At 66.5% G+C, this 26,221-nt stretch carries 22 protein-coding genes; 18 read left to right on the top strand and 4 right to left on the bottom strand.

Annotated elements, in window-relative coordinates; translation table 11 throughout:
- Positions 1–11: 11 nt before the first annotated feature.
- The 6 genes from C4S71_RS09715 (at position 12) to uxuA (ending at position 6,700) form a co-directional block, all read left to right on the top strand.
- Positions 12–1,043, top strand: coding sequence for a zinc-binding alcohol dehydrogenase family protein (locus tag C4S71_RS09715; protein ID WP_103969019.1), 1,032 nt, complete (start codon positions 12–14; stop codon positions 1,041–1,043).
- A 70-nt stretch (positions 1,044–1,113) separates the two neighbouring features.
- Complete coding sequence (locus C4S71_RS09710; RefSeq protein WP_103969018.1) at positions 1,114–2,082, top strand: TRAP transporter substrate-binding protein; 969 nt, start codon at positions 1,114–1,116, stop codon at positions 2,080–2,082.
- A gap of 65 nt (positions 2,083–2,147) precedes the next feature.
- Positions 2,148–2,762: a TRAP transporter small permease gene (locus C4S71_RS09705; RefSeq protein ID WP_103969017.1), complete on the top strand. Its 615-nt coding sequence runs from the start codon at positions 2,148–2,150 to the stop codon at positions 2,760–2,762.
- On the top strand, positions 2,753–4,036 hold the full coding sequence (locus tag C4S71_RS09700) for a TRAP transporter large permease (RefSeq protein WP_103969016.1): 1,284 nt from the start codon (positions 2,753–2,755) through the stop codon (positions 4,034–4,036). Before C4S71_RS09705 ends, C4S71_RS09700 begins: the two co-directional genes overlap by 10 nt.
- Complete coding sequence (locus tag C4S71_RS09695) at positions 4,033–5,508, top strand: mannitol dehydrogenase family protein (RefSeq protein WP_103969015.1); 1,476 nt, start codon at positions 4,033–4,035, stop codon at positions 5,506–5,508. Before C4S71_RS09700 ends, C4S71_RS09695 begins: the two co-directional genes overlap by 4 nt.
- A gap of 16 nt (positions 5,509–5,524) precedes the next feature.
- On the top strand, positions 5,525–6,700 hold the full coding sequence (gene uxuA, locus C4S71_RS09690) for a mannonate dehydratase (RefSeq protein ID WP_103969014.1): 1,176 nt from the start codon (positions 5,525–5,527) through the stop codon (positions 6,698–6,700).
- 23 nt (positions 6,701–6,723) lie between these two features.
- On the opposite strand, the gene C4S71_RS09685 is transcribed toward uxuA, so the two are convergent.
- The 3 genes from C4S71_RS09685 to C4S71_RS09675 all read right to left on the bottom strand — a co-directional run bounded on the left by C4S71_RS09685 (position 6,724) and on the right by C4S71_RS09675 (position 9,819).
- Positions 6,724–7,728 carry a sugar kinase gene (locus C4S71_RS09685; protein ID WP_103969047.1) on the bottom strand — a complete coding sequence of 335 codons (1,005 nt, stop codon included), beginning with the start codon at positions 7,726–7,728 and terminating at the stop codon, positions 6,724–6,726.
- 78 nt (positions 7,729–7,806) lie between these two features.
- Positions 7,807–8,832 (bottom strand): LacI family DNA-binding transcriptional regulator, encoded by a 1,026-nt coding sequence (locus C4S71_RS09680; protein ID WP_086510926.1) that lies wholly within the window; start codon positions 8,830–8,832, stop codon positions 7,807–7,809.
- 84 nt (positions 8,833–8,916) lie between these two features.
- Positions 8,917–9,819 carry a LysR family transcriptional regulator gene (locus C4S71_RS09675; protein ID WP_086510927.1) on the bottom strand — a complete coding sequence of 301 codons (903 nt, stop codon included), beginning with the start codon at positions 9,817–9,819 and terminating at the stop codon, positions 8,917–8,919.
- A gap of 174 nt (positions 9,820–9,993) precedes the next feature.
- Between C4S71_RS09675 and C4S71_RS09670 the strand changes: the two genes are divergently transcribed.
- From C4S71_RS09670 to C4S71_RS09615, 12 genes are all read left to right on the top strand, one after another.
- Entirely contained in the window at positions 9,994–11,505 is a 1,512-nt protein-coding gene (locus tag C4S71_RS09670) for a CoA-acylating methylmalonate-semialdehyde dehydrogenase (protein ID WP_103969013.1), read from the top strand.
- A 226-nt stretch (positions 11,506–11,731) separates the two neighbouring features.
- Positions 11,732–13,381 carry a GMC family oxidoreductase gene (locus C4S71_RS09665; protein ID WP_103969012.1) on the top strand — a complete coding sequence of 550 codons (1,650 nt, stop codon included), beginning with the start codon at positions 11,732–11,734 and terminating at the stop codon, positions 13,379–13,381.
- A gap of 202 nt (positions 13,382–13,583) precedes the next feature.
- The gene (locus C4S71_RS09660; protein ID WP_010629501.1) at positions 13,584–13,790 is read left to right on the top strand and encodes a cold-shock protein; all 207 of its coding nucleotides are present in this window, start codon (positions 13,584–13,586) and stop codon (positions 13,788–13,790) included.
- Between the two features lie 202 nt (positions 13,791–13,992).
- Positions 13,993–15,762, top strand: coding sequence for an SLC13 family permease (locus tag C4S71_RS09655; RefSeq protein ID WP_103969011.1), 1,770 nt, complete (start codon positions 13,993–13,995; stop codon positions 15,760–15,762).
- A gap of 77 nt (positions 15,763–15,839) precedes the next feature.
- Positions 15,840–16,505: an alpha/beta hydrolase gene (locus C4S71_RS09650; protein WP_103969010.1), complete on the top strand. Its 666-nt coding sequence runs from the start codon at positions 15,840–15,842 to the stop codon at positions 16,503–16,505.
- 13 nt (positions 16,506–16,518) lie between these two features.
- The gene (locus C4S71_RS09645) at positions 16,519–17,445 is read left to right on the top strand and encodes a prenyltransferase (RefSeq protein ID WP_103969009.1); all 927 of its coding nucleotides are present in this window, start codon (positions 16,519–16,521) and stop codon (positions 17,443–17,445) included.
- A 121-nt stretch (positions 17,446–17,566) separates the two neighbouring features.
- Positions 17,567–18,769 carry a tryptophan synthase subunit beta gene (gene trpB / locus C4S71_RS09640; RefSeq protein WP_103969008.1) on the top strand — a complete coding sequence of 401 codons (1,203 nt, stop codon included), beginning with the start codon at positions 17,567–17,569 and terminating at the stop codon, positions 18,767–18,769.
- A 57-nt stretch (positions 18,770–18,826) separates the two neighbouring features.
- Positions 18,827–19,117: a hypothetical protein gene (locus tag C4S71_RS09635; protein WP_234277564.1), complete on the top strand. Its 291-nt coding sequence runs from the start codon at positions 18,827–18,829 to the stop codon at positions 19,115–19,117.
- Between the two features lie 11 nt (positions 19,118–19,128).
- Positions 19,129–19,797, top strand: coding sequence for a hypothetical protein (locus tag C4S71_RS09630; protein WP_234277565.1), 669 nt, complete (start codon positions 19,129–19,131; stop codon positions 19,795–19,797).
- On the top strand, positions 19,794–21,284 hold the full coding sequence (locus tag C4S71_RS09625; RefSeq protein WP_103969007.1) for a complex I subunit 5 family protein: 1,491 nt from the start codon (positions 19,794–19,796) through the stop codon (positions 21,282–21,284). The genes C4S71_RS09630 and C4S71_RS09625 overlap by 4 nt, the downstream gene beginning before the upstream one ends.
- Positions 21,281–22,786, top strand: coding sequence for a proton-conducting transporter transmembrane domain-containing protein (locus tag C4S71_RS09620; RefSeq protein ID WP_103969006.1), 1,506 nt, complete (start codon positions 21,281–21,283; stop codon positions 22,784–22,786). The genes C4S71_RS09625 and C4S71_RS09620 overlap by 4 nt, the downstream gene beginning before the upstream one ends.
- Positions 22,783–24,579: a complex I subunit 5 family protein gene (locus tag C4S71_RS09615; RefSeq protein WP_235014294.1), complete on the top strand. Its 1,797-nt coding sequence runs from the start codon at positions 22,783–22,785 to the stop codon at positions 24,577–24,579. The genes C4S71_RS09620 and C4S71_RS09615 overlap by 4 nt, the downstream gene beginning before the upstream one ends.
- Positions 24,580–24,664: 85 nt before the next feature.
- On the opposite strand, the gene C4S71_RS09610 is transcribed toward C4S71_RS09615, so the two are convergent.
- Positions 24,665–26,077 carry a PhoH family protein gene (locus tag C4S71_RS09610; protein ID WP_086510937.1) on the bottom strand — a complete coding sequence of 471 codons (1,413 nt, stop codon included), beginning with the start codon at positions 26,075–26,077 and terminating at the stop codon, positions 24,665–24,667.
- Between the last annotated feature and the right edge of the window lie 144 nt (positions 26,078–26,221).

Raw genomic sequence — 26,221 nt, 5'->3', positions numbered from 1 at the left:
AGAGCGCAGCGATGAAAGCCTTTCAGGTCAACGCACCGCTGGACTATGCCGTCGTCGAGACCGAGGCGCCCCGTGCCGCTGCCGGCGAGGTGCTGGTGAAGGTGGCCTTCGCCGGAATCTGCGGGTCCGACATGCACATCATCCACGGCGACAATGCCTTCGTGCGCTTCCCGCGCATCACCGGGCACGAGTTCGCCGGCACGGTCGCGGCGCTGGGAGAGGGCGTCGAGGGCATCGAGATCGGCGCCCGGGTGTGCATCGACCCAGTGGTCAGCTGCGGGCGCTGCTACCCGTGTCGCATCGGCCGCCCCAACGTGTGCAGTGCGCTGCAGGTGATCGGTGTGCACCGCGACGGCGGCTTCGAGGAGTGGGTCAACGTGCCGGCGGCCAACGTCCACCTGCTGCCCGAGGGCCTGGGGCTGGAAGCCGGCGCGCTGGTGGAGCCCTATTCCATCGCCGCCAACGTGCTGGAGCGGATGCAGCCGCTGCGCGGCGACCGCCTGCTGATCTACGGCGCCGGGGTGATCGGTCTGACCATCTTGCAGATGGCTCGCGCCCTGGGCCTTGAGGACATCACCGTCATCGATCTGATCGAGGAGCGCCTGGCCACGGCCCGGGAGCTCGGCGCCACGCGCACCTGGCACGGCAAGGAGGACGTCGAGGCCGCCGCCCACGAGCTGACCGGCGGCGAGGGCATGCCGCTGATCGCCGATGCCGCCTGCGTGCCGGCGTTGCTGCCGCAGATGCTGCGCATCGCCTCGCCGGCGGGGCGTATCGGCCTGCTTGGCTTCAACCCTACCCCCAGCGATCTGGTGCAGTTGGAGGTGATCAAGAAGGAGCTGACCCTGGTCGGCTCGCGGCTCAACAACCGCAAGTTTCCGGAGGTGCTCGAGCGCATGGCCTCGGGGCGTCTCGATCCGCTGGCGCTGGTCAGCCATCGCCTGCCTTTCGACGACATGCCCGGCGCCATCCACATGCTCGATCACCATCCCGAAAGGGCTCGCAAGGTGCTGATCGGCATTGGTGCCGACACCGGCACCTGAGCCAGCTCGAGGCGACAGCGGCATCGCAATCTCGCGATGCCCCATAACAGCAACAACAGGAGCTAACGCCATGTTCAAACGACTCGTCACCGGCGCCGTCCTCGGGGCGGCTCTCATCGGCAGCCAATCCCTTCTGGCTGCCGATGTCACGCTGCGCTTCGGCCACCTGGCCAATGAGCAGAACATCTGGCATCAGGCCGCCGAACGCTTCAAGCAGCTGGTCGAGGAGAATTCCGACGGCCGTATCGAGGTGCTGCTCTATCCCAACGAGCAGCTCGGCAACGAGATGGATCTCATCAACAGCATCCAGCTCGGCACCGCCGACATGACCATCACCGGCGAGAGCCTGCAGAACTGGGCGCCCAAGGCGGCCATGATGGCGGTGCCCTATGCCTTCCGCGACGCCGAGCATCTGCGCCAGGCGGTGGAGAGCGAGATCGGCGAGCAGATCGAGGCGCAGATCGCCGAGCGCGCCAACCTGGTGCCGTTGGCCTGGTTCGAGCGCGGTCCGCGGGAGCTGACCTCCAACCGACCGATCCGCCATCCCGACGACCTCGACGGCATTCGCCTGCGGGTGCCCAACGTGCCGCTGTTCGTCAGCACCTGGGAGGCGTTGGGTGCGCGCCCCACGCCGATGGCCTTCAGCGAGGTGTTCACCGCTCTGCAGCAGAACACCATTCAGGCCCAGGAGAACCCGCTCAGCCTGATCGAGAGCGCCAGCTTCAACGAAGTGCAGGACTACGTGAACCTGACCGGCCACGTGCGCAGTTGGATCTACGTGGTGATCGGCCGCAACCGGCTCGAGAGCATGCCGGAGGAGCTGCAGCAGATCGTGCGTGAGGCAGCCCAGGAGATGCAGGTCTATCAGGCCGAGCTGTTCGAGGAGGACCAGCAGCGCCTGGAGCAGGCCCTGCAGGAGCGCGGCATGGAGTTCGTCGAGGTCGACACCGAGGCCTTCGCCGAGAAGGCGCGACCGGCGGTGGAAGCGGCCCTCAATGACGAGCAGCGTGAGCTGTTCGACGCCATCCAGAACCTGTGAACCGAACGGGCGGGCCATGCCCGCCCATTCCTCCCGATTTGGCGAACCCCCAGCGAGGAGCGTCTATGGATGTTTCCCCACAGCGCAGCGAGGACGAAGTAGCGCGTGACGGTCAGGAGGTCGTGGCCAGTCTCGAGGCGCTGTCCGCCGTGCCCGGTTTTCAGGGGCTTCTGGGTCGTGTCATCGGCTGGGTGGATCGTCTGTTCATGCTGCTCGCCAATCTGGCACTCATCGCCATCGCCGTGACCGTGGTGCTGCAGATTTCGGGCCGGCTGTTTCTGCCGTTCGCCCTGTCCTGGACCGAGGAGCTGTCGCGCTACCTGTTCATCTACATGGTGGCGCTGGCGGCCGGGGTGGCGATACGCCGCCATCGGCACGTCAACGTCGAGCTGTTCCATCACCTGCTGGGGCTGCGTGCACGCGCCGTCTATCAGGCGCTGATCTGCCTGCTGATCGGCGGCTTCGCCCTGATGGTGCTGCCAGCGGCGTGGCAGTTCGCCCAGAACGGCGCCTGGCAGACCTCGCCCACCCTGAGGGTGCCCATGCTCTATATCTTCTTCTCCACCGTGGTGCTGTTCGCCCTGGTGCTGTTCTACAGTTTCCTCGGCTTCTGCGAAGGCCTGCTGGCGGCGTGGCGCCCACACGTTGATAGCGACCGCGAGGAGGCGTCATGGAAGTGATGGTGCTGTTCGGCGTGTTCCTGCTGCTGCTGGTGCTGGGCCTGCCCATCGCCTTCGCGCTGGGCATCTCGTCGCTCGCCTACCTGCTGCTGGAAGGCATCTCGCTGACCATCGTGCCGCAGCGCATGTACTCGGGTATCGATACCTTCGTGCTGCTGTGCATTCCCGGCTTCGTGCTGGCCGGCAACCTGATGAACGTGGGCAACATCACCGAGCACATCGTGCGCTTCTCCAACGCCGTGGTCGGCCATATCCGCGGCGGACTGGGTCTGGCCAACGTGGGCGGCTCGATGATCTTCGGCGGCATCTCCGGCACCGCGGTGGCCGATGCCGCCAGCATCGGCTCGGTGATGATCCCCGGCATGGCGCGCTCCGGCTACGACAAGCCCTTTGCCGCCGCCGTTACCGCCGCCTCGTCGACTATCGGCCCGATCATTCCGCCCAGCGTGCCGATGATCATCGTCGGCTCGCTGGCGGGCGTCTCGGTGGGACGCATGTTCCTGGCCGGGGCCGTGCCCGGCCTGCTGCTGGGCGTGGCGATGATGATCACCGTCTATCTACTGGCGGTGAAGCGCGGCTACCCCAAGGGGCGCCGTGCCACCCTGCGTGAGCTGCTGCGCGAGGGGCGAACCGCCTTCTGGGCGCTGCTGATGACGGTGATCATCCTCTACGGCATCATCGGCGGCTTCTTCACGCCCACCGAGGCTTCCATCGTCGCCAGCCTCTATGCGCTGGTGGTGGGCATGTATGTCTACAAGGGGCTGACCTGGCGCAAGCTGCCGTCCATTCTCACCGACACCGTGCTGACCTCGTCGGCGCTGCTGCTGCTGGTGGGCCTGGCCAACCTGTTCGGCTGGATCCTCACCAGTCAGCAGATCCCCCAGACCATCGCCGCCCTGATCATGGCGATCAGCGACAACCCCATCGTGGTTATCCTGATCCTCAACCTGATCCTGCTGTTCGTCGGCGCCTTCATGGAGACCATCGCCGCGCTGATCATCCTGTTCCCGGCGCTGCTGGGAGTGGCCACCGGGATCGGCATGGACCCGGTGCACTTCGCGGTGATGGCGGTGCTCAACCTGATGATCGGCCTGACCACGCCGCCAGTGGGGGTGTGTCTGTTCGTGGTCTCGGGCATCGGCAAGCTGCAGATGCTCACCGTGGCCCGCGCCATCCTGCCGTTTCTGGTCTGCAATATTCTGGTACTGCTATTGGTGGCCTACGTGCCGGCCATCTCGCTGTGGCTTCCCGACCTGTTGATGGGGACAAGATGAACGACGTGAAACGTATCGCCGCCGCCGCGCCGACCGGCCGCATAGGCATCGTCCACCTGGGGCTGGGGGCATTCCACCGCGCCCACCAGGCGGTCTACCTGGAGCGCTATCGGCAGCGCAGCGGCGACGGTGCCTGGGGAGTTTGCAGCGCCAACCTGCGCGGCGGCGTGGCGCTGGTGGATGCCCTGCGCGACGCCGGCTGCCGCTACCACGTGGCCGAATATGCCGACAGCGATACCGTCACCCTGCGCGAGATCGGCGTGATCGAGCAGGCCCTGTTCACCGGCCGGGACCTGGCGGGGGAGTGGGGGCGCGATCTCGCGTCGCTGCTGGCGCGCATGGCCTCGCCCGAGACGCGTATCGTCACCCTGACGGTGACCGAGAAGGGCTATTTCCTGAGCCCCGCCGAGGGCAACCTGCTGCGTGACGACCCGCTGATCGCCCATGACATCGACCAGCCCCAGGCACCGCGCACCGCGCCGGGCATCCTGGTCGAGGCCCTGGCTCGGCGGCGCAGTGCGGGCGTCCCGCCGTTCACGGTGCTGTGCTGCGACAACATGCCGAACAACGGCCAGCGCACGCGGGCGGCGGTGGTACAGCTCGCCGCCTGTCGCGACGCCGAGCTTGCCGCCTGGATCGAGCGCGAGGTGGCGTTTCCGTGCAGCATGGTCGACCGCATCGTGCCGGCCATGACCGCGGCCGACTTCGCCCGCCTGGCCGAGCTGGGCGTCGAGGACCTCAACGCCGTGGTGGGCGAGGCCTTCTCGCAGTGGGTGGTGGAGGACGATTTCCCCCTCGGCCGACCCGACTGGGAAGCCGAAGGGGTGGAGATGGTCACCGATGTGGCACCGTTCGAGACCATGAAGCTACGCATGCTCAACGGCAGCCACTCGCTGCTTGCCTACCTGGGCGCGCTGGACGACATCGAGACGGTGTTCGATGCGGTTAGCCGCGACGACCTGGTGGCGCTGCTGCGTCGCTACATGCTGTGCGAGGCGGAGCCGACCCTGGCGATGCCCGAGGGCACCGACCTGGTGGCCTATGCGGACTCCCTGCTGGTGCGCTTCGGCAACGACAGCCTGCGCCACCGTCTGCAGCAGATCGCCATGGACGGCTCGCAGAAGCTGCCCCAGCGCTGGCTGCATGGCGCCCTGGCGCGGCTCGAAGCGGGGGGTGAGGTACCGTGCACCGCGCTCGGTTTGGCGGCCTGGATCCGCTATACCGCCGGAAGCAATCTGCACGGCAATGACCATGTCGTCGACGACCCCATGGCGGGCACCTTCAGGCTGCTGCACGAAACCCACGGTGAGAATGTCGAGGCGCTAGTGCCGGCCTTTCTCGAGCTCGATGCCGTGGTGCCACCGGCGCTGGCCGAGCACGCCGGCTTTACGGCGGCGGTAGTGGCGGCCTATTGCTGCCTGACGACGTATGGCCTCGCTGCCGCGCTTGCACGGCTCGATGCCCCCACCTGATAGGGAGAGGTTCGTCATGGAATATACCTGGCGCTGGTTCGGCCCCGGCGATCCGATCACCCTCAACGAGATTCGCCAGACCGGTGCCACCGGCATCGTCACGGCGCTCCACGAGATACCCAACGGCACGGCCTGGCCGGTGGATGCCATCGCCGGGCGCAAGGCGGAGATCGAGGCCGCGGGGCTGACCTGGTCGGTGGTGGAGAGCGTGCCGGTGCACGAGGCGATCAAGCAGGGCACACCCGAGCGCGAGCGCTACATTGCCGCCTACCGGGAGACCCTGCGCAATCTGGCGGCCTGCGGCATCGACATCGTCTGCTACAACTTCATGCCGGTGCTGGACTGGACCCGCACCGACCTGGCCTGGCGCCTGCCGGACGGCGGCCTGGCGCTGCGCTTCGACCAGACGGCTTTTGCCGCCTTCGATCTCTACCTGCTGCAGCGCCCCGGCGCCGAGGCCGAGTACAGCGAGGCCGAACGAACCGAGGCCAGGCGCTACCTCGAGAGCCTCGATGCCGCCGGGCGCGAAGCGCTGATCGATACCATCATCGCCGGCCTGCCGGGGGCCGAGGAGCACTATACCCTGGCGCGTTTCCAAGAGGCGCTGGACGGCTATGCCGATATCGATGCCGAGCGCCTGCGCGAGAATCTCGGCCACTTCCTGCGCGCCATCGTGCCGGTGGCCGAGGAGGCCGGCGTGCGGCTGGCGATCCATCCCGACGACCCGCCGCGGCCGCTGTTCGGTCTGCCAAGGGTGGTCTCCACCCCGGACGATGCCCAGTGGCTGCTCGATGCCGCCCCGAGCGAGGCCAACGGCCTGACCCTGTGCACCGGCTCCTACGGCGTGCGCGAGGACATCGACCTGGCCGCCATGGCGCGCCGCTTCGGCCCGCGCATCTACTTTGCCCATCTGCGCTCGACCCGGCGCGAGGCCGATCCGCTTACCTTCCACGAGGCGCATCATCTCGGTGGCGACGTCGACATGGTGGCGGTGATCGCCGCGCTGGTGGCGGAGGAGCGGCGCCGCGAGCGCGAGGGCGGCCCGCGGCTGCCGCTGAGACCGGATCACGGCCACCACATCCTCGACGACCAGCGCCGCGACACGCGCCCCGGCTACCCGCTCTATGGCCGCTTGAAGGGGCTTGCCGAACTACGCGGCGTGGAGCTGGCGGTGCGCCGCTTGCTGAGCTGAGCGCAGCCGCCCAATCCAAGGCGCTAGCGGGCGCCCTTATCCAGCTCGGCCTCGAGCGCGGTCAGCTGCTCGCGGCTCGGCAGGCCTTCCATGTCGCCCACCACCTGCACTGCCAGCGAGCCGATCAGGTTGCCGCGGCGTACCGCTTCCCGCGGGGAGCGACCGTCGAGCAGGGCGCTGACCGCTCCCACGGCGAAGCCGTCGCCGGCGCCCACCGTGTCCACCACCTCGTCCACCGCGAAGCCGGGCACGCTGAAGGTCTCGAGCTTCCCACCCAGGCTGCCGCGGTAGAAGCTGCCTTCCGGGCCGAGCTTGATGATCACCGCCGATGCGCCGCGTTCGAGATAGAAATCGGCGATGGCCTCGGGCGTGTTCTGACCGGTCAGCAGACGCCCCTCGGCGAGCCCCGGCAGCACCCAGTCGGAGAGGGCGGCAAGGGCGTTGAGGGTGTCGCGCATCTCGGCCTCGCTCTTCCACAGGCTGGGGCGCAGGTTGGGGTCGAACGAGATGCTGGCGCCGACTTGGTGGGCCTGGGCCAGCATGTGCCGGGAGAGATCGCGGGCGCTGGGCGACAGCGCCGGGGGAATGCCGGTGGCATGCAGGTGGCGCAGGGCAGTGAAGTCCACCTCGGCGGCGTCCTTCGGCGAGAGGTGGCTGGCGGCGCTGCCGCGGCGAAAGTACTCCACCCGTGGGTCGGCGCCGCCCAGGGCGCGCTCCTTGAACAGCAGGCCGGTGGGGTGGTCGGGGTCTACGCCGAGATGACGGCAGTTCAACCCCTCGGCTTCGAGTGTATGGCGAATGAAGGTGCCGAAGCTGTCGGCCCCCACGCGGCTCAGCCAACCGACATGAAAACCCAGCCGGGCGAGACCGATGGCCACGTTGGTGTCGGCGCCGGCAATCCGGCGCTGGAAATGCTCCACCTCGGCCAGGTGGCCGGGCGCATCGGCAACGAACAGGGTCATCGCCTCGCCGAAGGTGAGGATCTCCGGGCTCGGCGCCTTTCTTGAATCAGGGTTTGAGTGGCTCATGGTCATCTCGCTCGTTGTTGGGAACGTTACCATTCGAATGGGCGATGATTGTCAGTCTGGAACACTTGGTTTGGGAGTTCAGCCGGTGAGGCGCGTGGAGCCCCGCGCTATCAGTCTGGGCTCGAAGCGGTGCTGTCTGGGCTCGGCGGCGGCCTGGCTGACGGAATTGGCCAGCAGGCTGGCGACGGCCTGCCGGCCAATCGTTTCGGTGGGCTGCGCCAGGGTGGTGATACCCGGGTCGATCAGCGCACACCAGTCGAGCTCGTCGATGCCCATCAGTCCCGTCTTGCCGAGTCGCGCGCCGAGACGCTGCAGGGCACGGGTGGCGGCCAGGGTGACCGCACCGTTGGCGCATAGCAGGGCGCGCGGCAGGTCACCCGAGCCCTTGGGGGCTGAACGCGTGAGAAAGGCCTCGATAGCGCGCGCCAGCTCATCGTCACTGGCGCTCATGGTGTAAGCCTCGCCGGCCAGCCGGCGAGCCGCCAGGCCCGCTTGAAAGCGTGTCAGGCGCTCTCGGCGCGGGCTGGCCCGCTCGGGCGGTTCGCTGAGATAGAGCAGCTCGCGGTAACCCTGCTCGGCGAGGTGGTCGAGGGCCAGATCGATGGCCTTTGCGTTGTCGAGCCCCACCAGATCGGCCTGTACCGCGCCCAGTTCGCGGTCGAGCAGCACCAGCGGCAGGCCCTGACCGGTCAACGCCTGAAGCTCTGTGTCGGGGCTGCCGGATGCATTGATGATCAATCCTTCCACCTGATAGGAGGACATCAGTGCCAGATGCGTGCGCTCCAGCTCAGGGTCGTTGTCGGTATTGCAGACGAGCAGGGAAAGGCCCTGCTCGCGGCAGGCGCGCTCCACGCCGTGCAACACCGCCACCGAGAAGGGGTTGCGAATGTCCGCCACCAGCATACCGATCAGACGTGAGCGGCCCGCCTTGAGGCCCCGTGCCATCTGGTTGGGGCGATAATCGAGGCGCAGCGCGGCCGCGGCGATGCGCTCGCACAGCGCCGGCGAGAGCTTGTCGCGCTCGCCGGCAAAGTAGCGCGACACGCTGGTCTTGGAGGCGCCGGCTTCAAGGGCGACTTCGATGATGGTGGCGCGACGGGGCATGAGGCATCTCGGTGCGTGGGAACGTTCCCATCATAGGTCGAGACTTTGCTAGCGACAACCGCACGACTACGGCCTGAGGTGGTACTAACTCTCGCCCCACACGCTGCCCAGCACCTCCAGCGCCGCGGCAACCGCAGGCTCCTCGCTGCGCTCGCGGCGCCAGATGAAACACAGCGCGCAGGGCAGGCGCACTCCCTCGACCACCACCAGGCCGCGCTCCTGGCGCTCGGCCATGGCCAGGGCGTCGCGGGCCAGGCTCAGTCCCACGCCGGCTCGCACCAGGTCCAGCATGCACGCTTCCTGATCCACCTGGGCCACGCCGTGTGGTGTCACCCCGAGCGGGTCGAGGACGCCGCGCAGCAGGCGGTGGTGGGCCGAAAGCGTCGGCGTGACGATCCAGGGCTGAGCGGCCAGGCTCTTCCAGTCGCTGCTGGCCACCCGGCTGCCCCAGCCGGGCGGAGCCACCACATGGTAGTGAAAGTGGGTCAGCTCACGATGGGCGATTTCCGGCGCATCCGGCCCGGGACCTTCGCCGGGCGGCGCGAGGAAAAAGCCGACGTCGAGCTCGTCTCGGCGAATCCACTCCAGCACGCTGCCGCTCATGCCGTGCTGCAGCTCGGTTTCCAGCTGCGGCGCGCGTTCCACCAAGCGATGCAGAAAGGCCCCGAGGCGAATGAACTCCGGGTCGACGATGGTGCCGATGCGCAGCCGGCCGCGCAGGGTACCGTGAAGGGCACGGGCACTCTGCTCGAAGGCGGCCATGGCGGCCAGCGCCCGCTCCGCCGCGGGCAGCAGAGCGTGGCCGTCGGCGGTCAGCGCCAGGCCCTGGGGGCGACGGCGAAACAGCGTCAGCCCCAGCGCTTCCTGTAGCTGCTTGAGCTTGAGGCTGACCGCCGGCTGGGTCAGGTGCAGGCGCTCGGCAGCGCGTGAGACGCTGCCTTCACGGGCCACGGTGACGAAGGCGCGGAGCGTGGGTAAATCAGGCATGGTGGGCAGTCGGCAAGGATATAAAGGAAGCTTATATCTGGCTTTTGAATTACTCAATTGATCCTTGCCCTCGACGCGGTAGGCTAGACAGTCACAGCCGTGTGCCTGTTCGCTGGACGCACCGAAAGACGTGCCGTCCAACCGAGGGCAGCCTACGACAAGAGGGAGCACCCCATGACGCAGAACACCATTGCCCATTATATCGCCGGACAAATGACGAGCGGCGAGTCTGGCCGCCATCAGAGCGTCTACAACCCGGCCACCGGCCAGGTCACGGGCCAAGTGGCGCTGGCCTCCCGCGCCGATGTGGCGACCGCCGTGGCCGCCGCCAAGGCCGCCTTCCCGGCCTGGGCCGACACCCCGCCGATCCGCCGCGCGCGGGTGCTGTTCAAGTTCCTCGAGCTGCTCAACGCCAACAAGGACGAGCTGGCCCGCGCCATCACCCTGGAGCATGGCAAGGTCTTCACCGATGCCCAGGGTGAAGTGGCCCGCGGCATCGACATCGTCGAGTTCGCCTGCGGCATTCCGCAGCTGCTCAAGGGCGACTTCACCGAACAGGTGAGCAACGGCATCGACAACTGGACCGTGCGTCAGCCGCTGGGCGTGGTGGCCGGCATCACGCCGTTCAACTTCCCGGCCATGGTGCCGATGTGGATGTTCCCGGTGGCCATCGCCGCCGGTAATACCTTCATCCTCAAGCCCAGCCCCACCGACCCCAGCGCCTCGTTGCTGATTGCCGAGCTGCTCAAGCAGGCCGGCCTGCCCGACGGCGTATTCAACGTGGTGCAGGGCGACAAGGAGTCGGTCGATGCGCTGATCGAGCATCCCGACGTGCAGGCGCTCTCCTTCGTCGGCTCCACGCCCATCGCCAACCTGATCTACGAGAACGGCGCGCGCCACGGCAAGCGTGTCCAGGCCTTGGGCGGGGCCAAGAACCACATGGTCGTCATGCCCGACGCCGACCTCGACAAGGCCGTCGACGCCCTGATCGGCGCCGCCTACGGCAGCGCCGGCGAGCGCTGCATGGCGATCAGCGTGGCGGTGCTGGTGGGCGACGTGGGCGACAAGATCGTGCCGCGCCTGGCCGAGCGCGCCCGCGCACTGAAGGTCAAGAACGGCCTCGAGCTCGACGCCGAGATGGGCCCCATCGTCACCGCCCAGGCCCACCAGCGCATTACCGGCTACATCGAGAAGGGCGTTGCCGAGGGTGCCGAGCTGGTGGTCGACGGCCGTGAGTTCGATGCCGCCACCACTGGCGACGGCTGCGGCGAAGGCTTCTGGATGGGCGGCTCGCTGTTCGACCACGTCACCCCGGAGATGACCATCTACAAGGAAGAGATCTTCGGCCCGGTGCTGGCCTGCGTGCGAGTACCCGACGTAGCTACTGCCATCCAGCTGATCAACGACCACGAGTTCGGTAACGGCGTGAGCTGCTTCACCGAGAGCGGCAGCGTGGCCCGTGAGTTCGGCCGCCGCATCCAGGTCGGCATGGTCGGCATCAACGTGCCGATTCCGGTGCCCATGGCGTGGCACGGCTTCGGCGGCTGGAAGCGCTCGCTGTTCGGTGACACCCACGCCTACGGCGAAGAGGGCGTGCGCTTCTATACCAAGCAGAAATCGATCATGCAGCGCTGGTCAGACTCGATCAATGCGGGCGCAGAGTTCGCCATGCCGACCCATAAGTGAGTCCTGCTGACGGATAAGAACGGAGTCAGTGAGAGGCGCCGAGGGGAGACCGAAGAGGAGGTCATTTGCCAGGGAAGGCAAATGTAGCGCCCAGGGATGGGTTCACAGCGCCTCCTCGCAGGTCTTCCCCTCGGATCAGCCTCGAACGGGCATCAACTGCCGTACATGAGAGAGAGGCTTTGCTGTCGGCTAAGGGCGCCGGTGGCATGCCGAGAGAGAGCACGCCATGGCAGAGCAGGAATTCGACTACATCGTGGTGGGGGCCGGCACCGCCGGCTGCCTGCTGGCCAACCGCCTCAGCGCCGACCCGGCCAACCGGGTGCTGCTGATCGAGGCGGGCGGTCGCGACAACTACCACTGGGTGCATATCCCGGTGGGCTATCTCTACTGCATCAACAACCCGCGTACCGACTGGTGCTTCAAGACCGAGCCGGACAAGGGGCTCAACGGCCGCTCGCTGATCTATCCGCGCGGCAAGACCCTGGGCGGCTGCTCCAGCATCAACGGCATGCTCTATCTGCGCGGCCAGGCCCGCGACTACGACGGCTGGGCCGAGCTGGTGGGCGACGACGACTGGCGCTGGGAGAACTGCCTGCCCGACTTCATGAAGCACGAAGACCACTACCGCCTGGACGAGGGCGGCGATGCCGATGCCGCCCACCGCGACTATCACGGCCACGGTGGCGAGTGGCGGATCGAGAAGCAGCGCCTCAAATGGGAGGTACTCGACGACTTCGCCGAAGCGGCGGTGCAGGCGGGCATCCCGCGCACGCGGGACTTCAATCGCGGCGACAACGAGGGCGTCGACTACTTCGAGGTCAACCAGCGCGACGGCTGGCGCTGGAACGCCGCCAAGGCCTTCCTGCGTCCGGTATGCGAGAAACGCAGCAACTTCACCCTGTGGCACTCCACCCAGGTGCACCGCCTGCTGTTCGACACCGCGGAGGGCAAGCCCCGTGCCAGTGGCGTCGAGCTCGAGCGCAACGGCACGATCAGCCGGGTCAGCGCCAAACGCGAGGTGATCCTGGCCGCCGGCGCCATCGGTTCGCCGCAGTTGCTGCAGCTCTCCGGCATCGGCCCGGCCGCACTTCTGGCCGAGCATGGCATTCCGCTGGTTCACGAGCTGCCCGGGGTAGGGGAGAACCTGCAGGACCACCTGCAGATCCGCTCGGTGTACAAGGTCACCGGCGCCAAGACCCTCAACACCCTGGCCGCCTCCTGGCTGGGCAAGGCGAAAATCGGCATGGAGTATCTGCTGCGTCGCACCGGGCCGATGAGCATGGCCCCCTCGCAGCTGTGCATCTTCACCCGCAGCAGCGACGAGTACGAGCACCCCAACATCGAATACCACGTCCAGCCGCTCAGCCTCGAGGCCTTCGGCCAGCCGCTGCACGACTACCCGGCAATCACCGCCAGCGTGTGCAACCTCAACCCCACCAGCCGCGGCAGCGTGCGCATCAAGAGCCGCGACCCGCGTCACGCCCCGGCCATCGCACCCAACTATCTCAGCACCGAAGAGGATCGCCGCGTGGCAGCGGATTCGCTGCGGGTCACCCGGCGAATCGCCGAGCAACCGGCGTTCGCCAAGTACCGTCCCGAAGAGGTCAAGCCTGGTGTGCAGTACCAGAGCGACGAAGACCTGGCGCGTCTGGCGGGCGACATCGGCACCACCATCTTCCATCCGGTGGGCACGGCCAAGATGGGCGGCGACGACGACCCCATGGCAGTGGTGGATTCGCGCCTGCGGGTGCGCGGCGTCGAGGGACTGCGGGTGGTGGACGCCAGCGTGATGCCCACCATCACCAGCGGCAACACAAATTCACCGACGCTGATGATCGCCGAGAAGGCGGCTGCCTGGATTCTCGAATCGAGGTAACATTAACGTCACCTACACAAAATAGTGTTTGACGTGTGGGGACGAAGAGCGCAAGATGCGTGCAGTTGGTTAGCAAGTCGAACATCGCAAGTGGTTATCGAAACGCTCATGGCGTCTTGATTTCCCGGTGAAAAGTTTCTTGTTTTACCCACTGCAACTCGGGTATTTCCCGGAAAATCAATGCTATTAGAGGAATTCGATAATGGCTACCGGTACTGTCAAGTGGTTCAACGACACCAAGGGCTTCGGCTTCATCTCTCCGGACGACAATGGCGACGACCTGTTCGCTCATTTCTCCGAGATCCAGGCTGACGGCTTCAAGACTCTGCAGGACGGTCAGAAGGTCTCCTTCGACGTCACTCAGGGCAAGAAAGGCCTCCAGGCTTCCAACATCAAGGTCATCGGCTAAGCTTCGGCTTACCATGAACTGATGTGCCACCTCGGTGGCGACGAAAGGCCCGCGCAAGCGGGCCTTTTGCGTTGCTGTGAGCATGTTTCCCGTGTCCAAGGTATATGCATTTTGGGTATTAGTGAATTTCTAAAAATAACTTTTTAGAATATGCGGCTGCCGTCACAATGGCTCAGCACCTCTGTGAACGGAACCCTTGCACATGCCGCTGGATGCCTGGATCTCATTGGCCGTGGTCATGGCCGTTTTTCCCCTCATGGCTTTTTCGCGCCTCGGTCCAGACATCGTTCTGCTGGGGGCGGTCATCCTGCTGCTGACCTTTGGCATCATCGACCCGGCCCAGGCCCTGGGCGGCTTCTCCAGCACCGGGCTGTTCACCGTGGCCTTCATGTACGTGCTGGTAGCCAGCATCCGCGAGACCGGCGGTATCGACCTGATCATTCGTCATGTGCTGGGTCGCCCCCGCCGAGAAGGCGGTGCCCTGGTACGGTTGGTGCTGCCGGTCGCCACCCTCAGCGCCTTTCTCAACAACACTCCGGTCGTCGCTACCTACATTCCCGCCGTGCTCAGCTGGAGCCAGCGCCTGAAGCTGCCGGCGCACCGGCTGCTGATGCCGCTCAGCTTCGCCTCGATACTGGGCGGCACCATCACGCTGATTGGCACCAGTACCAATCTGGTAGTGCATGGTCTGCTGGTGGAGCGCTATCCGGAGCTGGCAATGGGGCTGTTCGATCTTGCCTGGGTAGGGTTGCCGGTAGCCCTGATCGGGGCGCTCTATCTGATCGTCATTGCGCCGCGGCTACTGCCGGAGCGTCGTGGCACGGCGTCGGCGTTCGAGAATCCCCGCGAGTTCACCATCGAGATGGAAGTCGACCCGAACGGCCCCTTGGTAGACCGTACCGTGGAAGAAGCCGGCCTGCGTCATCTCTGCGAGCTGTTTCTGGTGGAGATCGAGCGCGAGGGCAACGTGGTCAGCGTGGTGGGGCCGGGCGAGCGGCTGAAGGGCGGTGACCGGCTGGTGTTTGCCGGTACCTCCGACGGCGCCGTGGAGCTGCAGCAGATTCGCGGTCTAATGCCGTCGCGCCACGGCGAGTCGAGCCTGGAGAAGGACTTCAAGGAGCGGCGGCTGGTGGAGGCGGTGGTCTCCGACCAGTGCCAGTTCGTCGGCAAGCGCATTCGTGACGGCCACTTCCGCACGCTGTATGGCGCCGCGGTACTGGCGGTGTGCCGAGGCGGCGAGCGAGTGGCGGGCAACCTCGGCCAGGTGCGCCTGCAGCCTGCCGACGTGTTGCTGCTGGAGGCGCGCCCGCCTTTCATCGAGCGGCACCGCCAGTCGCGCGACTTCCTGCTGATCAGTCAGGTCAACGGCCAGGCGCGTCCCAAGCACGAGAAAGCCTGGCTGGCCTGGAGCATTCTGGCGGGTGTGGTGGCGCTTGCCACCTTCGGTGTGATGAGCATGATGAACGCCGCCATGCTGGGCGCAGTGTTGGTGCTGGTCACCGGCTGCTGCTCGGTGGGGGCGGCCAAACGTGGGCTCGATACCCAGGTGCTGCTCACCATCGCCGCCTCCTTCGGCCTGGGCGCGGCGCTGGAGAGCTCGGGGGCGGCGTCCACCCTGGCGGGGCTGGCACTGGGGCTGGCCGACGGCAATCCCTGGCTGCTGTTGATCGGCAGCTACCTGCTGGTAGCGCTGCTGACCGAGCTGGTCACCAACAACGCGGCGGCGGTGATCACCTTCCCGGTGGTCATGGCGAGTGCCGAGAGTCTGGGCGTCAACCCCATGCCCTTCGTGGTGGCGGTGATGTTTGCCGCCTCGGCCAGCTTCCTCACACCCATCGGCTATCAAACCAACCTGATGGTGCACGGGCCTGGCGGTTATCGCTTCGGCGACTTCCTGCGCGTGGGCGGCCTGCTCAACCTGCTGACGGCGATCGTTGCCCTGGCACTGATTCCTCTGGTGTGGCCGTTCTGAGCCGCCCGACGCTCGCCGTGGTGATGGCTTTGCGGTAGGGTGTCGGGTTGATACGGACCACGACGAAGGAACCCGCCATGAGCCATCCCGGCGAATTGATCATCGAGCCCAGGAGCGGTCGTCCGGCCGATGCCTGCGTCTTCATTCTTCACGGCCTAGGCGCCGACGGCCACGACTTCGAGCCCCTGGTGCCGGCGCTGACGCTGAAAGAGGGGCTCGACGTTCGCTTCATCCTGCCCCATGCGCCGCGCCTGCCTGTGACCATCAACGGCGGCATGGTGATGCCGGCGTGGTACGACATCCATGAGATGAGCCTCGACCGTCGAGTCGATACCCGCCAGCTGGTGGCCTCGGCCGAGCGCATCCAGGCGCTGGTGCAGGAGCAGATCGACCACGGCATCGACAGCCGGCGTATCATCCTGGCCGGTTTCTCCCAGGGCGGGGCAGTGGCCTACCAGGCGGCGCTCTCCTTCCCGGCCCCGCTTGGCGGCCTGCTGGCCATGTCGACCTACTTCGCCACCGCCGAGACCATCGAACTGAACGAGGCCAACCGCGGGCTGCCCATCGAGATTCACCACGGCTCCTTCGACCCGGTGGTGCCCGAAGCCCTGGGCAAGGCCGCTCAACAGCGCCTGCAATCGCTGGACTACCCGGTCAATTACCGCAGTTACCCCATGGCCCATGCGGTCTGCCCGCAGCAGGTCGGCGACATCGCTGCCTGGCTCAACGCCCGCCTGGGTTGAGCCCGTGAGCGACATGGTGGTGCCACCGCCGTCCGCTTTAGGGGCCTGCCTACGCAGCAGCCGGCCGAACTTCCTCGTGCTGGCACCGCTGTGTGCAGGCCTGGCGATCACCGCGGCCTGGGCCGACGGCCACTCGGTGGCCACGTTCGATGCCCTGATGGTGCTGCTCGGGGCGCTGCTGGCCCACGCCGCGGTCAACCTGTTCAACGAGCATCACGACTTCCGCTCCGGGCTGGACTCGCTGACCGAACGCACGCCGTTCTCCGGCGGCAGCGGAGCTCTGTCTGCCCGGCCCGAGGCTGCCGGTGCGGTGCGCAATGCGGCCATGCTGTGCCTGGCCGGCGTGGTAGCGATAGGCTTCTGGTTCCTGTGGCGAGCTGGCCCGGTGATGCTGATCTACGGCTTGCTGGGTATCGGCCTGGTGGTGGCCTACACCGCCTGGCTGACCCGCCGTCCCTGGCTCTGCCTGTTGGCGCCCGGCGTCGGCTTCGGCCTGCTGATGGTGTTGGGCGCCTACCAGGCGCTGACCGGCACGCTCAGCGCCACGGCGGTCGCGGCTGCGCTCATCCCTACGCTGATGGTCAGCGCGCTGCTGCTGATCAATCAGCTACCCGACATCGACGCCGACCGGCAGGTCGGGCGCGACCACCTGGCGATCCGCCTGGGGCCGCTGCGCTCGGCACGGCTGGTGGCGCTGCTGCTGGTGGCCGCCTTCGCCGTGGTGCCGGTGGCCTGGCTGGTCGGTGCGCTACCCGGCGCGGCCTGGCTGACGTGGCTGGCGTTGCCGGCCCTGGTCTGGCTGGTGCGTGGCCTGTGGTCGCTGCCGGCGGAGGTCGAGCAGGGGAAACTCGCAGCACTGCTGCCGTTGATGGGGCTCAACGTCGCGCTGCTGCTGACAAGCTTGACGCTGCTCAACGTTGGGCTCGTTATCGCATCCTGAGCCCCGTCGCACCCAAGGTATACCTCGACATGGCTGATGGCGCTGGGCAAGATGTTTCGAGGTCTTGTCCGCCGCTCTTCGTAGCGGCTTTCTTCTGCCATTTGCCATTCAGGATCGCCCCATGAGCACTTCGCATTTCGCCAACCTGCCCGACGCCCAAGGTTTCTTCGGTCGCTTCGGCGGCCAGCTCATACCGCCCGAACTCAAGCGGGTGATGGACGAGATCGACGCCGCCTATGAAGAGATCCGCGTGCGCGACGACTTCCAGCGGGAGCTGGCCGAGCTGTTTGCCGATTACGTGGGCCGCCCCAGTCCGATCTTCCATGCCCGGCGTCTGTCCGAAAGGCTCGGCGGGGCGCAGATCCACCTCAAGCGCGAGGATCTGAACCACACCGGTGCACACAAGATCAACCATTGCCTGGGCGAGGCGCTGCTGGCCAAGTTCATGGGCAAGACCAAGGTGATCGCCGAGACCGGCGCCGGACAGCACGGCGTGGCGCTGGCCACTGCCTGCGCCCTGGTAGGCATCCCCTGCGAGATCCACATGGGCCAGGTGGACATCGAGAAGGAGCATCCCAACGTCACCAAGATGAAGATTCTCGGCTGCAAGCTGGTGGCGGTCACCCGCGGCACGGCGACACTCAAGGACGCCGTGGACAGCGCCTTCGAGGAGTACCTCAAGGATCCGCAGAATTTCCTCTACGCCATCGGCTCGGTGGTGGGGCCGCATCCCTTCCCCAAGATGGTGCGCGACTTCCAGTCGATCATCGGTCGCGAGGCGCGCGAGCAGTTCCTTGCGCGCCACGGCCGCCTGCCCGATCACGTCACCGCCTGCGTCGGCGGCGGCTCCAATGCCATCGGCATGTTCACCGCCTTCCTCGATGACGAGGCCGTGCACCTGGTGGGCGTGGAGCCCGCCGGCGAGGGCCTCGATACCCAGCGCCACTCGGCCACCCTGACCTTGGGCAAGCCCGGCGAGATTCACGGCATGGCCTGCTACGTGCTGGAAGACGAACAGGGCAACCCGATGCCGGTTCACTCCATCGCCTCGGGACTCGACTACCCCGGCGTCGGGCCGCAGCACAGCTACCTCAAGGAACTGGGGCGGGTCGACTACGAGACCGCCACCGACGCCGAATGCCTCGATGCCTTCCTCACCCTGTCGCGGGTAGAGGGCATCATCCCGGCGCTGGAGAGCGCCCACGCCGTGGCCTGGGCGATGCGTGTCGCGCCGACGCTGCCGAAGAGCCAGCACATCCTGGTCAATCTCTCCGGGCGCGGCGACAAGGATGCCGACTACGTGGCAGACAAGCTTGGACTCTGACAGGCTTAAGGGGGAATGCCCTGCCTGAATTGGCCTTCCAGGGTTGAGTCAGGCAGGATGAGTCCCAAGGTATTGAAAAGAGTGCTGGTCATAAAGGTCATTGAACACAAGGAGACTGTGATGATGCCCGATACGTCCGAAGACATTCGCTTGCCGGTGGCCTGCCCTTCGTGCGGCAGCCATCTCTATCGTGTCAATCAGGTGCGCAACCCCACAGATGAGGTCCACTGCGCCTCCTGCAAACGCTATCTCTGCGACTACCACGAAGCGGTCGATATGCTCGAAAAAGGCCCTGGCAGCGAAGCCGAGGCCTTGATCGAGAAGGTGGTCAACCGGCGGCATCACTGAGGCCTAGGCCCATGCCGCCATTCCTGGATGCGCTACTCGCACTGGCCATGGTGGCATTGGCCGCACTGGTGTTGCTCGACCGTCACCTGGTGCGGGCTTGTGCCTGGTTCGTTGCCTTCGCCGTGAGCGTGGCACTGACTTGGTGGCGCGTGGGCTTTGCCTGGCTGGCACTGCTCGAGCTGCTGCTGGGAGCTCTGCTCACCGGTGCCTTTCTGTTTTATGCCCTGGATGTGAAGCTCTGGGCCGGCGCACCCCAGGTGCGTCTGGCACGCTGTCGTGACCCGGTTCCGCTGACCTGGCGCCGCGGGCTGCTGCGCCTGCTGCCGGCGTTGGCCGTCTTGGCGATGCTCGGCATGGCGCTGGCAAGCCTTGCCGATACCTCCGGACCGCTGCGGGCCGGCGGCTTGGGCCTGATCGGCCTGGGCCTGTGGGCCTTCGCGCTGCATCGGCATCTGCTGCGTCGGCTGCTGGCGTTCAACGTCATCGGAACCGGCATCTTTCTGATCCTGATGGGGTTGGTGGGTGACAGACATCCGGCGGCAGGCCATGGGCTGGTAGTGACCGGGCTGCTGGTCGCCTTGCTGGGCACTGCCCTGGGGGCGTTGCTGATCAGGCGGCTCAGCGGGCTCGAAGTTCGCAGCGTGCGCAGCGCTGCCAGGGCAGGGCGGGGCGGCGCATGATAGACAGGCTGGGTCTCCTGGCGCCTTACGCAACTCACCTCAGCGATTTCAGTGCCGTGATGCTGGTGCTGGGACTGCCTGTGCTGTTGGGAGTACTGGCAGCTTGCTGGCAGCCTCGGCGCAGTTGGCCGATCGTGGCGTTCTCCTTGCTGCCGTTGATGGCGCTGGCATGGCTCTCTTTCCGAGTACTTCCCCAGGGCGGACAGACCTGGCTCATCGAGCTTGGCTCCCTGACGCTGCAGTGGCGTGCCAATGGCCTGACCTTGCTGCTGCTCTTGCTGACTCAGGTCATAGTGCTCTCCAGCGCTGCCTATGCGCCGGCGTACTTGAGGGAGGAGATCGGCAGCAAGGGTCAACAGATCTGGCTATGGCCGCTGCAAGGCATCCTGGCCGCTAGCCTGTCCCTGATCTGGCTGGCCGGCGATCTTCTCACCCTCTATATCGGCCTGGAACTGATGGGGCTGGCCGCCGTGGGTCTGATGCTGTTGCCCGGGAGGGTGGACGCGCTGGCCGCCGGCATGCGCTATCTGCTGCTGGCGCTGGTGGGGTCGCTGGCCTTTCTGCTGGGCATAGCACTGCTGCTCGGTGCCTGGGGCCGGCTGGATCTGGTGGGTCTGGCACTGGCTGCAAAGCCGGGTGTGCTTCTGTGGGTGGCCGTGGCCCTGCTCAGTGCCGGGCTACTGCTCAAGGCGGCCGCCTTCCCGCTGCACGCTTGGCTGGCGCCGGTGCACGCTTCGGCCTGGACGCCGGTGAGCGCCCTTCATGCGGCCCTGGTGGTCAAGGGCTCGTTCTTCATCGTGCTGCAGCTGTGGCTAGTATTGGTACCCGAGGCCCGAGTCGCCGCCTGGCTGGTGGGCGGGCTGGGTGGCGCGGCCGTGATATGGGGCGGGTTGCTGGCCTGGCGGGCGGCCAAGCTCAAGGACGTGGTGGCCTGGTCTACGGTCTCTCAGCTCGGCTACCTGTTGCTGGGCTTCTCGCTGCTGATCGGCACTGCCCCCTCGGTGGCGGAGGTGGCCTGGGAGGGTACCTGGCTGCAGCTGGCGGCGCATAGTCTGGCCAAGGCCGGCATGTTCCTGGCTACCGGCAACCTGATCTACTCCACCGGGGAGTCCCATGTGCGGGGCCTGGCCGGTGCCAGCCGGCGCATGCCGCTCTCGCTGCTCAGTTTCGGTATTGCCGCCATCAGCCTGATCGGGCTGCCGCCCAGCGCCGGTTTCACAGCCAAATGGCTGCTGCTGCATGCCTCGCTGGAGGCGGGTTACTGGCCTTGGATCGCGGCGCTGGCGCTGGGTACGCTGCTCAGTGCCGCCTACATATTCCGCGTGTTCCGCTACTCCTTCGTCGAGGATGCCGAGCCGCTGGATTATCGCCGGGTGCCTTGGAGCATGGAGCTCTTCGCACTGGCATTGGCGCTGGCATCGTTGCTGCTGGGGCTGGTGGCGGAGTGGCCGCTGATGCTGCTACGTGCAGCGGGAGGTGGGGCATGAGCCAGGCCTGGCTGCCGCTGGCCACACTGGCCACCTCGCTGCTGGTGGTACCGCTGATCTTTGCCCTGCCGGAGCGGGCGTGGCGCATGCGCACCGCGCTCAACCTCAGCGCTGCGCTGCTCAAGGTGGTACTGGTGGCGCTGATGGTATGGGGGCTCTACCAGGGAGAGAGCTATCGTTTCAGCTTTACCGTGGTGCAGGGGGTCACCTTCCTGTTCCAGGTGGATGCGCTGGGCTTGATGTTCGCCGGCCTCTCCTCGCTGCTGTGGCTGGCCACCACGGTCTACGCCATCGGCTATCTGGAAGACTCCCCCAACCGTAAGCGTTTCTTCGGTTTTTTCAGTCTGTGCGTGGCCAGCACCATCGGTATTGCGCTGGCGGGCAATCTGTTCACCTTCCTGCTGTTCTACGAGCTGCTCACCCTCTCCACCTATCCGCTGGTGGTGCACCGAGGGCATGCCAAGGCGCTGGATGCCGGCACCACCTATCTGCGCTACACCCTCACCGGTGGCTTGGTGGTACTGCTGGGCGTGGTGGCGCTGCACGTCATGGTGGGCGACGTGACCTTCGGCGAACGCGAGATGCTGGCCGACCTCGGTCCCGAGGCACATGGGCTGCTGACCGTGCTGTTCCTGATCCTGCTGCTGGGGCTGGGGGTCAAGGCGGCGCTGGTGCCTCTGCACGGCTGGCTGCCCCGGGCCATGGTGGCCCCGGCGCCAGTGAGTGCGCTGCTGCATGCGGTAGCGGTGGTGAAGGCCGGGGCCTTCGGCATCGTGCGACTGGTGTACGACGTCTACGGTATCGGTCTGACCTATCAGCTGGGGCTGCTCACGCTGCTGGCGGTCATTGCCACCATCACCATCCTGTACGGCTCGATGCGCGCCCTGGCACAGCAGGAGCTCAAGCCGCGGCTGGCCTTCTCCACGGTCAGCCAGGTCTCCTACATCGTGCTCGGCATCAGCCTGTTCGGGCCCTTCGGCACCGTTGCCGGGCTCGTGCACCTGATGCACCAGGGGCTGATGAAGGTCACGCTGTTCTACTGTGCCGGCAACTATGCCGAGGAGCTCGGTATCCATCGTATCGATCAGCTCAACGGCGCCGGGAGGCGCATGCCGCTGACCAGCATCGCTTTCACCGTGGGGGCGCTGGGCATGATCGGGCTGCCACCGGTGGCCGGTTTCATCAGCAAATGGTACCTGGGCATGGGAGCGGTGCAGGCGAACATGCCGTGGGTGATCCTCGTCCTGGTGGCCAGCAGCTTGCTCAACGCGGCCTACTTCCTGCCCATTCTGTATCGCCTGTGGTTCCGCCCGGGGCCGGCGCACGGCGTCGGCGAGTGGCCGCAGGAGCGGCGCCTGGGGCGTTTCGAAACCAGTGGCTGGCTGCTGTGGCCGACGGTCTCCACGGCCGTGCTGAGTATCCTGGCGGGCCTGCTCGCGGGGCTGCCGTTCAGTCCGCTTGACCTGGCCACCTTCGTGACGGCCGAGGAGTACACGCCATGATGCCGAGCCTGCTGTTGGCAGTGACGCTGCTGTGGCCGCTGATGCTGGGGCTGCGCAACGTGCTGCGGCTGGTCATGCAGGGCGGCGCTCTGAGCCGTCCCGGTCCGCGACCCGAGCTGCTCGATTACTGGTGGGTTTGCGCTCCCGTGCCTGCCTTGCTGCTGTCGCTGTGGCCGGGGGAAGCGCAGCTGCTGATGGAAGGATGGCTGCTGGGAGGACAATGGCAGCTCGACGATGGCCGCCGCCCTTGGCTTCTGTTCAGCGCTCTGCTGTGGGCGCTGGCCGGTCTCTATGCGCGGGGCTACCTGATCGTGGAACAGCAGGCGGCTGAGGCCGGTGATGGAGACGCTTTCCGCCGACTGCTGGGGTTTGCCCTGCTGTGGCCGCTGACGCTCGCCGGCAACCTGCTGCTGATCGTGGCCGAAGACATCCCCAGTTTCTATCTGGGCTTTGCGCTGATGACCTTTGCCGCGTACGGCCTGGTGGTACACGCCGGCAACCGCGACTCGCATCTGGGCGGGCGCGCCTACCTGATCATGGCGGTGCTCGGCGAGGGATTGATACTCGGCGGACTGCTGTGGTCGGCGGGCACGGCACAGGTGCTCACCCTGACCGAGCTGCGCGCAGGCATCGCCACGGCCGAGCAGGGCGCCTGGATGGCGATGCTGCTGTGGCTGGGGTTCGGCGTCAAGGCCGGGGTGATCGGGCTGCACGTATGGCTGCCCCTGGCTCATCCGGTGGCACCGACGCCGGCCAGTGCCGTGCTCAGCGGGGTGATGATCAAGGCCGGCTTGATCGGCTGGCTCAGCACGCTGCCGCTGGGGGCGGCCGGGCTCGAGACGCTGGGCAGGCTCGTCATCGCGCTGGGTCTGGCGGGGGCGTTGGGCGCGGCGCTATATGGCGCGATACAGCGTCATCCCAAGGCGGTGCTGGCCTACTCCAGCGTCAGTCAGATGGGCATGATCACGACGCTGGTCGGGGTCGGTATGGTCTCACCGCCGCTGTGGCCCGGGCTGCTGGTCGCCATCACGCTGTTCGCCGCCCATCATGGCCTGACCAAGGGCGCCCTGTTCCTCGGCGTCGGCATCAGCGAGCATCCGCCTCGGCTGCCGGGCTGGCTGCTCTGGCTGCTGCTCATGCTGCCGGCGCTGTCGCTGGCGGGAGCCATGACCTCTGGCCTGGCGACGAAGTGGACCTTCAAGGAACTGCTCTACGACGCCGGCCATGGGACGTTGGTCGCCTGGCTCAGCGTGGCTGCTGTCGGCACCACGCTGCTGATGTCGCGCGCCCTGTGGCGGCAGTGGCAGGAGCGAGGCAGCTATGGCATCCCCCTGCACGCCCCCATGCCGCTGGCCTGGCTGACCTGTGTCGTGGCTGCCCTGAGCGTGCCGCTGTGGGTGCCGCTCGCGGGCGAACACCCGAACTGGCCGCCGCTGACCGAATGGCCTGGCCTGCTGTGGCCCGTATCGCTGGGGGTGGTGGTCGCGGCGCTGGTGCTCCTGGCGGCCCTGCGCAGCCAGCGCAAGTGGCGCCGTGCCCAGCGGCTCATGCCGGGCGATCTCTGGTGGTGGTATGCGCAGTCGTCGAACCGGTTGCTGCGCCTGCTCCGTGTTCTGGGGAACGCGGGGGAGAGTAGTGGCTCGCGGCTGCGCGGTCGCCTGCAAACGTGGGAGACGCGAGCCACCGCGGCGATCAGCGAACTGCCGCGCTTCGAGCGCAGCTTTCGCCGCCTGGCCGTGCCGCTGATGGTGGGGGTGGCCGTGCTGCTGCTGGTGGGGTTGTGGCTGGGTTAATCACTGTGACCGGGCCAACCAAAGGCATCGGGCCCGGCGATGCCGAGCCCGATGCCGTACTCCTCCGATACTGCATTTCTCGAGACTACAACAGCTCCTCGCCGGCCAGGGCCAGGCGCGAGCGTTCCACGCTGCGCAGCGTCACGTGGCCGGCATGGGCCCAATTGCTGAAGCGTTGCACCACCGCCGCCATGCCACAGGTGTTGGCGGTGAGATAGGGCGTGTCGATCTGGCCGACGTTGCCCAGGCAGACGATCTTGGTGTTGCGTCCGGCACGGGTGAGCAGAGTCTTGAGCTGTTTCGGGGTGAAGTTCTGCGCTTCGTCGATAATCAGGAAAGTGTCGTTGAGGGTTCGGCCGCGCATGAAGCCGGGGGCGCGGATCTGTACCCGTGAGCCGATCAGGCTGCGGGTGGCATCCTGGCTCCAACTGGTGCTGCCGTCATGCTCGTCGCGCAGCAGGTTGTCCATGTTGTCATGGAAGGCGCCCATCCACGGCGACATCTTCTCCTCCTCGGTGCCGGGCAGGAAGCCGATGTCCTCGCTCATCGAGATCGGCGCGCGGGTGAAGACGATACGCTCGAAACGCTTGGCGTCCAGCGTTTGCTGGAAGGCCGCGGCGAGGGTCATGAAGGTCTTGCCGGTGCCGGCACTGCCGGCGATGGTCACCAGGTCGATGTCATCGTCCATCAACAGGTTGAGGGCGAAGTTCTGGCGGCTGTCGTGAGCGTGCACACCCCACACGCCATCCTTGTGACGGTAGTTGGTCAGCAGCTGCAGTCGCGCCTGGTTGGGACCCAGTTCGCGCACGATGGCTTCGAAGCTGGCGCCGTTCTCGCTGTCGGACACCAGCATGCCCAGGTGCCAGTCGCTCGGTATCCGCCCCTCGAGGCGATAGAAGGTATGGTGGTCGACTCGTTCGACCTCGACTTCGACCTCCATCTGATCCCAGGGGCCGCTGCTGCCTTCGGCCTCGGGATAGATCCGCACCCCTTCGAGCATCACGTCGCTGTCGCTGAAGGCGCGGTCGGTCAGGTAGTCCTCCACCGGCACGTGCAGGGCGGCGGCCTTGACCCGCAGGTTGATGTCCTTGGAAACGAGAATGACCGAGGCATCGGGGCGCTCGTCACGCAGCCGGCAGGTCTCGGCCAGCAGCACGTTGTCGGGGCTCTCCTCCAGATGCTCCAGCGGCTTCAGTTCCGGGTAGCAGAGAAAGCGGAGCTTGCCGAGGGTGGTGCCACCGGCACGGGGAATCGGGATGCCCCGTTGAATTTCATCGAAGGTGACCTGATTGGTCAGGTCGGAGAGGGTGCGGCTGACCTGGCGGGCGGTGCGGGCAATCTCACGCAGGCCGTTCTTGAGCTTGTCGAGTTCTTCGAGCACGGTCATGGGGATGACCACCTCGTGTTCCTCGAACTGGTACAAGGCAGCGGGGTCGTGCAGAAGAACGTTGGTATCCAGCACGTACAACCGCTTGGCTTTCTTGTCGAGTCGTACCATCGGGGTAGCACTCCTGAGTTGACGGCACCAACAACACTGGCCTTCACATCATTCCATGGCGTGACAGTTCGGCTACTGGCGACCAGTGTCACGTGAATGGCAGGGCTCCTCTTTTGCTCAAGTTACCCTTAGCATGGAGTCTCT

Origin of the sequence: Billgrantia desiderata (genome assembly GCF_900108215.1) — a bacterium.
GTDB classification, from domain to species: Bacteria; Pseudomonadota; Gammaproteobacteria; order Pseudomonadales; family Halomonadaceae; genus Halomonas; species Halomonas desiderata.
The sequence above is the reverse complement of the archived record's forward strand: the minus strand, read 5'-3'. Positions and strand labels throughout refer to the sequence as shown.

What these genes read in the sequence shown, in the direction of transcription:
- C4S71_RS09705 (WP_103969017.1), top strand. Translation starts at nt 2,148, where the DNA reads ATGGATGTTTCCCCACAGCGCAGCGAGGACGAAGTAGCGCGTGACGGT.
- C4S71_RS09685 (WP_103969047.1), bottom strand. Translation starts at nt 7,728, where the DNA reads ATGAGCCACTCAAACCCTGATTCAAGAAAGGCGCCGAGCCCGGAGATC.
- C4S71_RS09650 (WP_103969010.1), top strand. Translation starts at nt 15,840, where the DNA reads ATGAGCCATCCCGGCGAATTGATCATCGAGCCCAGGAGCGGTCGTCCG.
- C4S71_RS09700 (WP_103969016.1), top strand. Translation starts at nt 2,753, where the DNA reads ATGGAAGTGATGGTGCTGTTCGGCGTGTTCCTGCTGCTGCTGGTGCTG.
- C4S71_RS09615 (WP_235014294.1), top strand. Translation starts at nt 22,783, where the DNA reads ATGATGCCGAGCCTGCTGTTGGCAGTGACGCTGCTGTGGCCGCTGATG.
- uxuA (WP_103969014.1), top strand. Translation starts at nt 5,525, where the DNA reads ATGGAATATACCTGGCGCTGGTTCGGCCCCGGCGATCCGATCACCCTC.
- C4S71_RS09645 (WP_103969009.1), top strand. Translation starts at nt 16,519, where the DNA reads ATGGTGGTGCCACCGCCGTCCGCTTTAGGGGCCTGCCTACGCAGCAGC.
- C4S71_RS09665 (WP_103969012.1), top strand. Translation starts at nt 11,732, where the DNA reads ATGGCAGAGCAGGAATTCGACTACATCGTGGTGGGGGCCGGCACCGCC.
- C4S71_RS09660 (WP_010629501.1), top strand. Translation starts at nt 13,584, where the DNA reads ATGGCTACCGGTACTGTCAAGTGGTTCAACGACACCAAGGGCTTCGGC.
- C4S71_RS09710 (WP_103969018.1), top strand. Translation starts at nt 1,114, where the DNA reads ATGTTCAAACGACTCGTCACCGGCGCCGTCCTCGGGGCGGCTCTCATC.
- C4S71_RS09655 (WP_103969011.1), top strand. Translation starts at nt 13,993, where the DNA reads ATGCCGCTGGATGCCTGGATCTCATTGGCCGTGGTCATGGCCGTTTTT.
- C4S71_RS09620 (WP_103969006.1), top strand. Translation starts at nt 21,281, where the DNA reads ATGAGCCAGGCCTGGCTGCCGCTGGCCACACTGGCCACCTCGCTGCTG.
- C4S71_RS09675 (WP_086510927.1), bottom strand. Translation starts at nt 9,819, where the DNA reads ATGCCTGATTTACCCACGCTCCGCGCCTTCGTCACCGTGGCCCGTGAA.
- C4S71_RS09610 (WP_086510937.1), bottom strand. Translation starts at nt 26,077, where the DNA reads ATGGTACGACTCGACAAGAAAGCCAAGCGGTTGTACGTGCTGGATACC.
- C4S71_RS09630 (WP_234277565.1), top strand. Translation starts at nt 19,129, where the DNA reads ATGCCGCCATTCCTGGATGCGCTACTCGCACTGGCCATGGTGGCATTG.
- C4S71_RS09625 (WP_103969007.1), top strand. Translation starts at nt 19,794, where the DNA reads ATGATAGACAGGCTGGGTCTCCTGGCGCCTTACGCAACTCACCTCAGC.
- C4S71_RS09635 (WP_234277564.1), top strand. Translation starts at nt 18,827, where the DNA reads ATGAGTCCCAAGGTATTGAAAAGAGTGCTGGTCATAAAGGTCATTGAA.
- C4S71_RS09715 (WP_103969019.1), top strand. Translation starts at nt 12, where the DNA reads ATGAAAGCCTTTCAGGTCAACGCACCGCTGGACTATGCCGTCGTCGAG.
- C4S71_RS09695 (WP_103969015.1), top strand. Translation starts at nt 4,033, where the DNA reads ATGAACGACGTGAAACGTATCGCCGCCGCCGCGCCGACCGGCCGCATA.
- C4S71_RS09680 (WP_086510926.1), bottom strand. Translation starts at nt 8,832, where the DNA reads ATGCCCCGTCGCGCCACCATCATCGAAGTCGCCCTTGAAGCCGGCGCC.
- trpB (WP_103969008.1), top strand. Translation starts at nt 17,567, where the DNA reads ATGAGCACTTCGCATTTCGCCAACCTGCCCGACGCCCAAGGTTTCTTC.
- C4S71_RS09670 (WP_103969013.1), top strand. Translation starts at nt 9,994, where the DNA reads ATGACGCAGAACACCATTGCCCATTATATCGCCGGACAAATGACGAGC.